Annotated in this window: 10 protein-coding genes; 5 read left to right on the forward strand and 5 right to left on the reverse strand. The window is 38.9% G+C overall.

Annotated elements, in window-relative coordinates:
* Nucleotides 1-80: 80 nt before the first annotated feature.
* A complete protein-coding gene (locus tag KO02_RS06320) occupies nt 81-335 on the reverse strand; it encodes a helix-turn-helix domain-containing protein (protein WP_038696794.1) in 255 nt (84 codons plus the stop codon).
* A 798-nt stretch (nt 336-1,133) separates the two neighbouring features.
* Here KO02_RS06320 and KO02_RS06325 point away from each other — a divergent pair.
* The gene (locus tag KO02_RS06325) at nt 1,134-1,712 is read left to right on the forward strand and encodes a hypothetical protein (RefSeq protein ID WP_038696796.1); all 579 of its coding nucleotides are present in this window, start codon (nt 1,134-1,136) and stop codon (nt 1,710-1,712) included.
* A gap of 147 nt (nt 1,713-1,859) precedes the next feature.
* Here the strand turns inward: KO02_RS06325 and KO02_RS06330 are convergent, their stop codons facing one another.
* Together KO02_RS06330 and KO02_RS06335 are read right to left on the reverse strand one after the other, a co-directional pair.
* The gene (locus KO02_RS06330; RefSeq protein ID WP_038696798.1) at nt 1,860-2,438 is read right to left on the reverse strand and encodes a hypothetical protein; all 579 of its coding nucleotides are present in this window, start codon (nt 2,436-2,438) and stop codon (nt 1,860-1,862) included.
* 250 nt (nt 2,439-2,688) lie between these two features.
* Nucleotides 2,689-3,438: a DUF1080 domain-containing protein gene (locus KO02_RS06335; RefSeq protein WP_081918313.1), complete on the reverse strand. Its 750-nt coding sequence runs from the start codon at nt 3,436-3,438 to the stop codon at nt 2,689-2,691.
* A gap of 572 nt (nt 3,439-4,010) precedes the next feature.
* Between KO02_RS06335 and prpB the strand changes: the two genes are divergently transcribed.
* The 3 genes from prpB to KO02_RS06350 are packed head-to-tail and all read left to right on the forward strand — an operon-like array spanning nt 4,011 to nt 7,552.
* On the forward strand, nt 4,011-4,907 hold the full coding sequence (prpB, locus tag KO02_RS06340; protein ID WP_038696800.1) for a methylisocitrate lyase: 897 nt from the start codon (nt 4,011-4,013) through the stop codon (nt 4,905-4,907).
* Nucleotides 4,891-6,042 carry a 2-methylcitrate synthase gene (prpC, locus tag KO02_RS06345; protein ID WP_410528209.1) on the forward strand — a complete coding sequence of 384 codons (1,152 nt, stop codon included), beginning with the start codon at nt 4,891-4,893 and terminating at the stop codon, nt 6,040-6,042. Before prpB ends, prpC begins: the two co-directional genes overlap by 17 nt.
* A 58-nt stretch (nt 6,043-6,100) precedes the next feature.
* Nucleotides 6,101-7,552 carry a bifunctional 2-methylcitrate dehydratase/aconitate hydratase gene (locus KO02_RS06350; RefSeq protein ID WP_038696804.1) on the forward strand — a complete coding sequence of 484 codons (1,452 nt, stop codon included), beginning with the start codon at nt 6,101-6,103 and terminating at the stop codon, nt 7,550-7,552.
* A gap of 70 nt (nt 7,553-7,622) precedes the next feature.
* On the opposite strand, the gene KO02_RS06355 is transcribed toward KO02_RS06350, so the two are convergent.
* Both KO02_RS06355 and KO02_RS06360 read right to left on the reverse strand, forming a co-directional pair.
* The gene (locus KO02_RS06355) at nt 7,623-9,737 is read right to left on the reverse strand and encodes a 3-hydroxyacyl-CoA dehydrogenase NAD-binding domain-containing protein (RefSeq protein WP_038696806.1); all 2,115 of its coding nucleotides are present in this window, start codon (nt 9,735-9,737) and stop codon (nt 7,623-7,625) included.
* A gap of 39 nt (nt 9,738-9,776) precedes the next feature.
* Nucleotides 9,777-10,970 carry an acyl-CoA dehydrogenase family protein gene (locus tag KO02_RS06360; protein ID WP_038696808.1) on the reverse strand — a complete coding sequence of 398 codons (1,194 nt, stop codon included), beginning with the start codon at nt 10,968-10,970 and terminating at the stop codon, nt 9,777-9,779.
* Between the two features lie 363 nt (nt 10,971-11,333).
* On the opposite strand from KO02_RS06360, the gene KO02_RS06365 reads away from it, so the two are divergent.
* Nucleotides 11,334-12,515, forward strand: coding sequence for a thiolase family protein (locus tag KO02_RS06365; RefSeq protein WP_038696813.1), 1,182 nt, complete (start codon nt 11,334-11,336; stop codon nt 12,513-12,515).
* The last annotated feature ends 311 nt before the right edge of the window (nt 12,516-12,826 follow it).

Here is a 12,826-nt window from a genome sequence, read left to right on the forward strand (position 1 = left end):
CTTATTTAAAAATGGGAAGATTACCCATGTTTCCTTGAAACTTACTGATAGCCTCTCTTTGACAAACTGTTGTTATTGGTTCAGCAATTTGAATCACTGTTTTCTTCAATTGGATTTTCAGGGATAAATTCTTTTGGGCTACAGTTAAAAAATGAAGCTAGCTTATTCAGCTGGTCATAAGAATACATGCTGGCAGAATTTTTCATTTCTATTTGACCGATGTAGCCCGCCGATACATTAAAAAGATGCGCAATTTTAGCTTGACTCACGTGGAGATCTTTTCTTTTTTTTCGTACGAGATTGACTATTTCAAATTCTATAAGTGATTTAGGCATAATATTTTAAAAAATAGTTGCTTAGTTAATACTAAGTTTTTATATTTGTTTTAACTTAGCTTTAGCTAAGTGTATTGTGAGCTTTGTTAATGGTTTGGTAATCATAAAATGTATACTGAAATCTATATCGATAATGCGAGCTCTATAAGGCTCACCATCATAGATAGGCATACATGTAGTGTTTATTAGCAATATGATATTACTACTATAATAGTAGTAAGTGCAAATAGGAACTATCTGATTGATCAAAAGTGCTATATTAACGAGTTGCCAATACAATTGAACATCCAGTTATCGCATAATTAAGTTCAAAAACCAATTTCTAAACGATGATATTTATAACCAACAGTAAGCAGCAGTCCCACACTAAAGATCGGATTCATTTATTTTTCCATGCACTATTTATAAAGAACATTCAGTTTTATCGAGAGTAAAATTGGATTGTCTTTTAAAAAAAAACAATACGGGTTTAGACCATCCTTGTGGTATGTTTTCGCCTTCATATTGCACCCTCTTAATAAAATTTTAGGGAGGATGGTAATGACTTGTGATTTTTTCCGACCTGCTTTTCTTTCAAAATCTGCGATGATAGGAAAATTAACTTCTTTATTCTTGATACAATAAATATAGTGATTTTTTCTTAGTAAGCAAATGATGACATTAGGACTTTTTCATTTTGTTCAATGCAATGGAAGGTGGGTCGGTTTTTTTGTAACAACGCTCAACGAATCAGAATACTTGGTTTGTTCAGTCAAATCGTAATATAAACATGACAAGCAATTAATAAAACAAAAATTGATGAAAATAGTATTACAGGACCGCTTTAAAATTCGTCCCATGAAAGAATTTCAATACCATAATCGTGAACAGCCGCTTAAGAGTATTTTAAAAACAAAACCTAAAGAACGATATTATGCGCGATTTACCTTACTAATGGAAGAGTTTGATTCTTATAGTTGTGTCGTGCGCGACGAAAATGCAGATATATTAAGGATCTCGCTAGTGAATATGGCGATTTACGAATTTTATTTGTTCGCCTATGGCTTATCAGCTAACTTTTCTGCTTCTCGTATATATGTTTATAATGGTGATCGTTGTCATTATGTACATAGTATAGAATGTGGAGATGTTGAGTTGTGGAAGGAAACTCATTTGTATTGCTATGAAATAACGTTGCCTGCTGCTACCGAAAGAGAGGAGTATCAACAGCGAATATTAAATGATTTGGAAGAGATGTTTAAATTGGATGTACATTTAGAAAAAGAACAGGTTGTCTCGGATATCTATTTTAATGAACAACTGGGTTGCTTAGAACCAACGAGTTGGCATGAACAGACCGTGATGACCATTAGACCTCGGCCAGGTGTATGTTACTAAACAGTTTTGTATTATTTGCGTTTTATGCTCCAAAAATAGCTCGTTAATAATCAATAGTAGGGAGAAACTGCTATTGGTTTGATTGAACTTAATAAAAAAGGCAGGTGTTTTCGCATCTGCCTTTTTTATTTGTTTGACATGAGGTTCTTATCTTTGACCAGGTAAGTAAATTTGGAACCCAAGTCCTACGCCTAATCCCGATGCTTTGTCTCCCAAATTAACATTTGATTTGGTGTAGTTGTATCCCACGGTTGCTTCAAGTGCGACTGTTCTTGTAATGAAGTGCGCATAACCAAGATTTGCTCCTAAAGCTAATGATGCACCCTTACCGATAGAACTACCTGCTATCCCAATATCACCTTGTCCAAAAAAGCGACCTGATGAAGATGACCCTTCTGGAAAATAGTATCTCACAAATGGGGCGATACCATAGTTCCATTCATTATCATGACCTTTAGCAGCGGTTAAACCTAAGTTCGCTTGAGCACCAATGGCTATACCATCAGCAACAAAATATCCAGCTCTTGGCTGCAGATTGACATTGAACGCTTTGCCCTCGAAACTATAACCTAGATTGGCTAAAGAACCTCCGACCATCCAATTCCCCTGTTTTATTGGAGCACTGCCAACATCTGCGGTGCTCTGTGGTGTAGTTTCTATTCTTTGTGCGTTCGCACTGAAAGCGATTCCACCCATGATTGTAAGTAGTAATGCTAGTTTTTTCATGTGTCTTAAGTTTTCTATATATTTAACGATATGTTGTTTTATTATATAACAGTAAACGAAAGCAATAGTTTTTATTTTCTTTAATTAAAACTTACATATTTTCTAATCAATTGCCTATTTGTAGGTTTATAATCTTGTTTTTTTGGTTGTTAAGAGCCGATTATTTCGAGATTATCAGAATAGCTTAATTATTATTCTTATGCGAATTTTCAACAGTAAACGAGTCGCTTTAATGTTGAAAGTAAACCTATTATTCCAAGTTTTTTACAATTTGAGCTGAGCCCGTAACACCTGGTTCTAATGCTATTAACTTAAAATTTCGGAAGTGGATCTCCGAACCTTCGGACTCCAAACATAGATATCCTTTTTTGATTGTAGATTGACGAATTCCATTGACAAATTTGCCATTTACCGCCAATTTTATTGTTCCATCAACACAAATAACCGTGTACTTATTCCATTCTCCTTTACCTTTAGCACGATTTTCAATAGACTTACTGCGCGTACCACGTGGATTATCGGGTATCGTTTCTACTCCGCCTACACCAAATAATTCACCGTGAACATAGGCTATTGGAGGTTTGATGCCATCTTTCTCATTTTGATTTACCCAATCCAATTCTAACATTTGGACTTCAACGCCTCCTGGAAGACGACCTATGGAATCGGGAATAGCATCAGACCATACGAAGATACCTGAATTACCTCCAGCATTGATATGATTCCATTCTACATGAATGATGAAATTTTCATATTGTTTTTCGGAACGCATAACGCCAATTGGAAGTCCAGTGCAGATCAATGATTCTTCCTTTAATCGCCACGTATCGGATGCAGTATTGACGTTGATCCAATTGATCGGGTTTTTAGTAGGTTTAGCTTCGAGAAGCAGATCATCGAGTTGTACTTCCTCTCCAAAGGATAAAGTCACTTGTTGTGAAAAGCTGCTTTTACATAAAAAGAATATGATGAAAAATAAACCAATTGCTTTAGTATTCATATTGCTTTGAAAAAATGGTTATAACTGGATTTAAATAAACGTTGTAGACTAATGTCTATAAACAAACTTAGATAAATTTGTTTACAATTATTATTGCATCATTATATAAAACAAATTTATTCGTTCGAGTTGTTTTATTTGGGATACAGGTTTACTACGCAATTATTGAATTCCGTTAAGAATCACTTTAATAACGGAAATAGAGAAAACAATTCATCGGATTAAATTTATTTTGTTTGCTGCTTATTTTTTTATAAAATAGCATACATAATTATACTTGTGCAACTGTTGCGACCTAGAAGGTGTTATTTTCCTTTTTACATTTTTTTTTTAATTGGAGTTCTTGTAAATCAAGGTATTGCTGATGATGCATTAGAGCAGTTATATGTGCGCGATTTATACGGAATCACGTTCTGATTTTGTAATTGGGCTATTTTTTTTTCTTATCTTTAGCAGTAAGGTGCACGAGGGCGATTGGAGTAAGTGAGTTGAAAATTACCCTGAAAAATTATCCTTTAGAGGTTTGATACCGCAAAGCTCGGCCATCATGCTAATTTCTAATATCCAATTATATGATAAAAACCGCAGGTCTTCTGTTTAGAGAAGCAATCAAGAATGAAAAACCATTGCAGGTAGTAGGGGCTATCCACGCCAATCATGCATTATTGGCTCAACAGGCAGGTTTTCAAGCCATTTATTTATCTGGGGGAGGTGTTGCAGCAGGTTCTTTGGGAATACCAGATTTAGGTATTACAACGCTTGAGGATGTATTGGTGGATGTACAACGTATCACCAATGTCTGTTCGGTTCCGCTATTGGTTGATATTGATACTGGATTTGGTCCATCAGCTTTTAATGTCGCACGTACGATTAAGTCTTTGATAAAAGCTGGAGCTGCTGCGGTGCATATGGAAGATCAGGTTGGAGCGAAACGTTGTGGTCATCGGCCGGGTAAAGAATTAGTATCAAAAGCAGAGATGGTCGACCGTATAAAAGCTGCTGTAGATGCGCGGACTGATCATACTTTTGTTATCGGTGCACGTACAGATGCCCTTGCTTCTGAAGGTTTGGATGCAGCACTAGAGCGAGCGGTTGCTTACAAAGAAGCTGGCGCAGATTTTATTTTTGCAGAGGCCGTACATAAACTGGAACAATACAAAAGTTTCAGTGAGGCCACTCAATTGCCAATTTTAGCAAATATCACTGAATTTGGTGAAACCCCTTTGTTTACTCGAGAAGAACTGTCTCAAGCTGATGTCTCCATTATCTTGTACCCATTGTCTGCTTTTAGAGCTGCAAATAAAGCGGCTGAAAATGTATATCAACACATTAGAAAAGACGGTACACAATCTGCGGTAGTAGACAGTATGCAGACTCGAGAAGAACTGTATCGTAGCATAGATTATTACGCATATGAAAATAGATTAGATCAATTGTTCAATACCAAGCATGATGACAGAAACCAATGAAACGGGTTTTAAACCCAAGAAAAGCGTAGCGCTATCTGGTGTTACCGCTGGCAATACAGCTTTAAGTACAGTAGGGAAAAGTGGAAATGACTTGCACTATCGAGGGTATGATATCTTGGAGCTTGCAGAGCAAGCTTGTTTTGAGGAAGTAGCCTATTTATTGATTTATGGGAGCTTACCAACCAAAGCGCAACTCACAACCTATCAAGCGCAATTGATCAGTCAACGTGGATTACCGATTGCGATACAAAAGGTCTTAAAACAATTACCGACTACGGCTCATGCCATGGATGTCCTTCGGACCTATGTTTCTGTGTTTGGAAGCATCCAACCAGAAAAGGAAAGTCATCCGAGTGCTGGAGCTCGTGATATTGCTAATCGGCTGATGGCGTCCATGGCGTCGGCTTTATTATACTGGTACCACTTCAGTCAGCATGGTCGTGAAATTAAGGTAGAGACCAATGACGGAACTTTAGGAGCCCATTTTTTGCATCTTTTACATGGTACTGAACCACCACCTTCTTGGGTAAGAGCAATGCAGGTATCACTTAACTTATATGCAGAGCATGAGTTCAACGCTTCTACGTTTGCTGCACGGGTTATTGCAGGTACGGGCTCTGATCTGTATTCTTGCATTGCAGGTGCTATTGGTGCATTGCGTGGACCAAAACATGGCGGAGCTAATGAGGTCGCTTTTGAGATTCAGAGCAGATATGCAGATGCGGATGAGGCGGAAGCTGATATTCGTAAAAGATTGGCGAACAAAGAGGTCATCATCGGTTTTGGACATCCAGTATATACGATTTCAGATCCACGGAATCAGGTGATCAAGCGAATTGCTAAAGAGCTTTCAGAAGAAGCGGGCGATATGACGCTCTATTCCATAGCTGAACGATTGGAGTCGGTCATGTGGGAAGAAAAGAAAATGTTTCCTAATCTGGATTGGTATTCGGCTGTTTCTTATCATCTGATGGGAATTCCTACTGAAATGTTTACCCCTTTATTTGTTTTATCGCGGATTACAGGATGGTCTGCACATGTATTTGAACAGCGACAAGATGGAAAAATTATTCGTCCCAGTGCCCATTATATAGGTCCGGATAACCGACCTTATGTTCCAATTTCCGAGCGGTAATAGGGGACAACAATCAATTAATCACGATAATATATACTTATAGTTTTAGGAAATCAATATGGCATCACTAATTTCGAATGAGAGACCACAAGCAGATCGCGTACTAACGGATATCGCCGATTATGTACTCCATTACAAAGTGGAGAGTACAGTTGCCTGGAAGACGGCATTTTATTGTTTTTTGGATACGCTAGGCTGTGGTTTTGAAGCATTGACCTATCCAGCTTGTACAAAACTCCTGGGTCCAGTTGTTGCGGGTACTATGGTGCCTAACGGTGCTAAAATACCCGGTACTGCTTACCAATTAGATCCCATTCAAGCTGCATTTAATATTGGGACAATCATTAGATGGTTGGACTTTAATGATACTTGGTTGGCCGCGGAGTGGGGGCATCCTTCAGATAATTTGGGCGGAATCTTAGCAACTGCCGATTGGTTGAGTAGAACCCGAAGTGCTAATGGCGAAAAACCATTGAAAGCGAAAGAAGTATTGGAAGCGATGGTCATGGCTCATGAAATACAAGGGATATTGGCATTGGAAAATTCTTTTAATAAAGTAGGTTTGGACCATGTTATCTTAGTGAAAGTTGCTTCAACAGCAGTTGTTGGTAAATTGCTAGGACTTAGCCGGGATGAATTGATCAATGCTATTTCATTAGCTTTCGTAGATGGGCAGGCACTTAGGACATACCGTCATGCACCAAATACAGGAAGCCGAAAATCCTGGGCGGCCGGAGATGCAACCTCACGTGCGGTCCGTTTAGCTTTGATAGCGCAAACAGGTGAGATGGGATACCCATCTGTATTGTCTGCACCTGTATGGGGTTTTTATGATGTGTCCTTTAAAGGACAAACATTCAAATTTCAGCGACCATATGGTTCGTACGTGATGGAAAATGTATTGTTCAAAATTTCATTTCCAGCAGAATTTCACGCACAAACTGCCGTAGAGGCTGCCATGCAGCTCCATGAACAACTTCTTGCAATTGGTAAAACAGCTGAAGATATTGCACATATTTACATTCGTACCCATGACGCTGCTATACGAATCATCGATAAGCGGGGACCTTTGCATAATCCTGCAGATCGTGATCATTGTCTCCAATACATGGTTGCTGTTCCCCTAATATTCGGAAGGTTGACCGCTGAAGATTATGAAGATCAGGTCGCAAAAGATCCGCGTATTGATGTATTGCGCAATAAAATTAAATGTGTTGAGGATCTAAAATTTACCGAAGATTACCATAATCCAGAAAAGAGAGCTATTGCAAATGGGCTGACGGTAACACTTAATGATGGAACTGTATTGGCCGAAGTATTGGTTGAATACCCTATCGGTCATCCTCGTCGTCGGGAAGAGGGAATTCCTAAATTAATTGAAAAATATCGGATAAATCTGGCTCGAATATTTACCGAAAGCCAACAAAAACAAATTCTAAATACGACATTGGATTACGATACATTTGTTGCTATGGATGTCAATAAATTGGTTGATCTGATGACCTTATAGTGTGAATTCGTAATTGAGGGAAAACAAGGCTGCTCTATATTAAACCATAGAACAGCCTTGTTAATTTCCTTTAAGTTACGGATGGCCAATTCGACTCGAATCCATTGTAAAAAGTAAAGTGCTCTTGTGCACGTTGAGATAGTGATGCTGGAATGATCCATTGTTCTCCGAAATTAGCAAAGGACTCGCATTCTTGTACAAATTTTTGAAGTCCAACTTGATCCATGTGTGCAAATACACCACCGGTATGTATCGGGTACCCGATACCTAAAGTAGCTCCTATATCGCCATCGATGGGACGGTCTAACACTCCCTCAGCTAGACAGCGGTAGCTGTCCAATGCCATCACATGTAATAGTCTGTTTTGAATATGTTCTTTATCGGGTATGGTCGATAAAGTTCCTAAACTTCCATCTTGCCAAACCGTTTTACTCCTAGATAAGGTGTCGTAATCATAAAAACCTCGACCCGACTTTCGTCCCTGGCGACCCGCATCTACCAGCTTCTTTATATATCTGTAACAACGTTGTTGACTACTGTGCTGACTGGGCAATTGGTCGTAGACATGTAGCATAAGAGGAAGAGAAATTTCATCAAGTACAGTCAATGGTCCCACAGCAAATCCAATATGTCGTGCCTGTTCATCTATTACTGAAGCAGGAATACCTTCCAATAACATCGTTACTGCTTCCAATAAATAATTAAAGAATATGCGGGAAGTGAAAAATGCGGGACCATCGTGAACAACAATAGGAATTTTACCCAGTTGTCTGGTGACTTGTAGCGCTTTGGATAAGGTTAGTTCGCTGGTTTGCTTCCCTCTGATTATTTCTACCAATGCCATCCTATCTACTGGTGAAAAAAAATGCATACCGATGAAGTTCTCGGGTTTAGCACTTACTTCTGCAAGTTCGCTTATAGGTAGGGAAGTCGTATTGGAAGCGAAAAAACCTTCCTTTGTAAGAAAAGGTAACGTTTCGGTACTGACTATTTCTTTTAGCTTCTTATCTTCAAAAACCGCCTCAATAATGAGGTCTACTGCGCCAATATCGTTCAGTTGATCTGTCGGGTGAATATGGGAAAGGAGTATTTGTCTTTTTTTTTCGTTCATTTTTCCCTGTTCCACCAATTTTGAGCTGACCTTTTCTGCATATGCTTTTCCTTGTTCTGCTTGTTGTATCGTCACATCTTTTAAGATAACATCTACTCCCGAACGCGCTGCTTCAAAAGCAATTCCAGCACCCATCATGCCGGCCCCTAATACCGCTAATCGATTTAGTTGGTATGTGTTTTCATCTTGAACTTGCGATGGGTTACTTGCTTCTTGTATACCATAAAACTGTGTACGTACCATACTCCAAGTTTTTGGGTTATTAAGAATCTCCACATAGTATTCCACCTCCCTTTCCAAGATTTCCATTTTTGAATGTCTCGCACTTTCATAAATTAAATCAAGACATGCGTTGATTCCTGGTGTGAGTCCACCGTATCGCTTTCTAACTGTTTCAGATTCCTTTTTCCACGTGTTTTCATCCCAAGTAACAGCTTGTCTGGATGCTGTATTATTGCGGTTTTTTACGATCCATTCTTTCGCTAGAAAGATGGCGTCGTTTGTATTCGGAGCGAGCTGATGAATAAGACCTAGGGCTTTTGCCTTTTCAGCGGAAATTAGTTTCCCCTGTATGAGTAAGGGAAGGGCGTCTTCTAATTTAAGTGATGTTGCTATTTGTGTCGTTGCTCCAAATCCTGGGAAAATCCCGTATTTGGACTCTGGGAATCCCAATTTCACTTGATTTAACCCAACACGATAATGTGCCCAGAGCATCATAGAAAGTGATATACTGAAACAATCTTCGTCTATAAGGCCTACGATTTGCTTTTGTTGTTGTTGTAATGACTGGAATTGACGGAGTATGGCTGTAAGACGTTGTTTGAATCTCTTTTCCTGCTTTGCTTGATAAAGAAATGTTTTGTATTCAATTGTTTGTTTAGTAAAAGGGCTTTTGAATATTATTCCTATGACCTCGGACTGTGCAATTTGTTCTTTAACTAGCGCCACAAATTCCTCTAAATGGTCAAGACAATCGCTGTTTTCGTTATCGGGCTTAGGGCTAATCAATACAATGCCTCTTTCATCCTGCTCGTGTAGGAAATGAGTTAAATTTGCATTTTTTGCTATATCCATTGTAACTATTTTATAAAAAAGTTGAGCATTAAATATTTATCATATTTCCTTTGAAGGAATAGTGGTGTCGGATTTTGGTTGATAATTGACCTTATCAATGGTCATTTTGGCAATTATTTCCAACATAATTTCTGATGTACCTCCAATTATGGTGCCTACTCGAACATCACGGTATAAACGCGCAATTTTAAAGTCCTCTGTAAAACCATAACCGCCAAAGAGTTGGAAACATTGATGGACCACGCTTATGGCCAGCTCACTTGCTTGTAATTTGGCAATCGAACATTCCTGCACAGCATATTGCCCCCATTGTTGTAGATCACAACAGGAATAGACAAAGGCTTTTGTGGTGGCGATATTAGCGACCATTTGGGCTACGCGATGCCGGATTACTTGAAAATCTTGAATCTTTTGCTTAAAAGCTTCTCGTTTATTGATATACTCCATGGTATATTGTAGCGCCGAATCTGCCGTTGCTATACCTTGTATAGCTGCGGTCAATCGTTCCAACTGCAAGCCGCCCATTAAATAAGCAAAACCAGCCCCTTCTTTACCAATTAAATGAGAAACGGGCACTTTCACCTGATCAAAGCCTAATTCTGCGGTGTCTGAGGCATGCCAACCCATTTTATTGATTTTTGTTGCACTCACGCCTATGGCATGTCGGTCAATCAGAAGAAGACTGATGCCTTTACTACCCTTGGTGGGGTCAGTTTTAACTGCGGTAATAAAGAAATCACCATAATATCCATTTGTAATGAAGGTTTTAGAACCATTGACGATGTAATGATCACCTTCGCGGATCGCTGAAGTTTTGATATGCTGAATATCCGAACCGGCACCAGGTTCAGTGATGGCAACGGCACTGATTAAATCACCAGCAATAACGCCGCTTAAGTAATGCCGTTTCAATTCTTCAGATGCATGTTTCAATAGATACGGAGCAGACATGTACTGAATGACCAAGGCTGTAATGGTAAATCCTCCAGAGAAACAGTGGGAGAGTTCTTCACAAAAGATCATGGAGTAATAAAAGTCCAGATCTAGTCCACCGTAAGTTTCAGGGTAGTTGAGCCCCATAAAGCCCATATCACCCATCTTTTTCCAAATAGAACGATCGATTTGTCCTTCTTCCTCCCAACGGTCGATATTCGGTAGAATTTCTCTACGGATGAATGCTCTTAAACTTTCGCGAAATACGTGATGCTCAACTGTAAGTTGTGTTGCTTGCATATGCTATCATTTATATTGGTTATAATTTCCTATTCGCTTTTGGTGAAAGGATAGGATTGAGACGAAATTAAATTAAAAAGCTGATTTTTTCACCTATTTAAAGGTTAAAATTATGTGAAAGTGTTTTTAAATCAAGTAGTTTGCTGTATTTAGCGTTTAAAACTACTTTTTTTACTTAATCTAAAATAAGTACATAAGCAATTGATTTACTGTTTGCTAATTTTTGTACCTTTAATCTGAATTCATGATAACGCTATTACCTTCATGCTGGATACAGGAGTCTAAAGAGATTTAAATTCTGTATACCGTAACTAATTTTAAGTTGAAAGGGGACTAGTAGCATAAATAACCAAATTATAAACGATGAATAAACAAGTATTTATTGTCGCGGCGCAACGAACCGCCATAGGAAGCTTTGGTGGGGGATTGTCCACATTGAGCGCAACGAAATTGGGCGCTGAAGTTGTTTCTGCTCTTTTGAAAGAAGTTAGTTTTGATGCAGCAGAAGTGGACGAAGTGTTGATGGGGTGTGTTTTGCAGGCAGACCTTGGGCAGGCCCCTGCTCGTCAGGTATGTAAATTTGCAGGTTTACCGGACCATGTAGTGGCAACAACTATTAATAAGGTCTGTGCCAGTGGTATGAAAGCGGTAGCATGGGCAGCTCAGGCTATCTTATTGGGCGATGCTGAGGTCGTCATTGCTGGCGGTATGGAGAGTATGAGCAATGTACCTTATTATGTACCTGCTGCACGCTGGGGGACGAAGTATGGCCATCAGACCTTGGTGGATGGTGTACAAAAAGATGGACTCTCTGATGCCTATTCACAGGAAGCTATGGGAGTTTTTGCGGAGCTCTGTGCTACGAAGTACGGCGTAAGTCGCGAAGAGCAAGATGCATATGCTGTGTCTTCATATACACGAAGTCGTGATGCTTGGGAGCAAGGGAAGTTTGATAAAGAGGTGACTGCTGCAACCATTTCGACCCGTAAAGGTGAACAAATTGTCAAGCAAGATGAAGAATTTGCGCAGGTAAATTTTGATAAGATATACGGTTTAAAACCAGCCTTCCAAGTAGGAGGTACCATTACAGCCGCAAACGCTTCTACATTAAGTGATGGGGCTGCTGCATTATTGTTGATGTCTGGTGAAAAAATGGAAGCATTAGGTCTAAAGCCTTTAGCCGAAATTGTAGCTTATGCAGATGCGGAGCAGGAACCCAAATGGTTCACAACAACACCTAGTATTGCGGTGGAAAAAGTATTGAAGAAAGCTAACCTTTCTATTTCAGATATTGATTTTTTTGAATTTAATGAAGCATTTTCTGTCGTAGCCCTGGCCAATGCACGTATATTGGATATTCCCTTAGAAAAATTAAATGTATATGGTGGAGCCGTCTCTTTAGGACATCCACTTGGGTGTTCAGGGGCTCGTATTCTTGTTACTTTAACCAGTGTGCTGGAACAAGAAGCAGGGCAGTATGGATTAGCAGCGATATGTAATGGCGGGGGAGGTGCCTCAGCGATGATTATAAAAAAATGTAGTTAATAAACCATCCTTTCTTTCGATATCGTGTCAGGTTTTTTTTAATTAGGAAACCGCAAATGACAAACTATAAAACATATAATCGTGTATCTCGAATGGATTTTATGATTGATTAATCGAAGTTTTAGCATAAATATCTACTTGTAAATAAGGATAAAACGGCCGTACTCATATTTTGAGATACGGTCGTTTCTTTTAGGTATGAGCGACCATTCCTATTCCTGAATTTCTTTTGTTTAGGTATAGCTCAAAATAAAAAAATATAAAATAATTTGCTTTCTCAGTTTTCCTTTCTATATTAGTGTATTAATTAA

It is taken from the genome of Sphingobacterium sp. ML3W (genome assembly GCF_000747525.1).
Classification (GTDB): domain Bacteria; phylum Bacteroidota; class Bacteroidia; order Sphingobacteriales; family Sphingobacteriaceae; genus Sphingobacterium.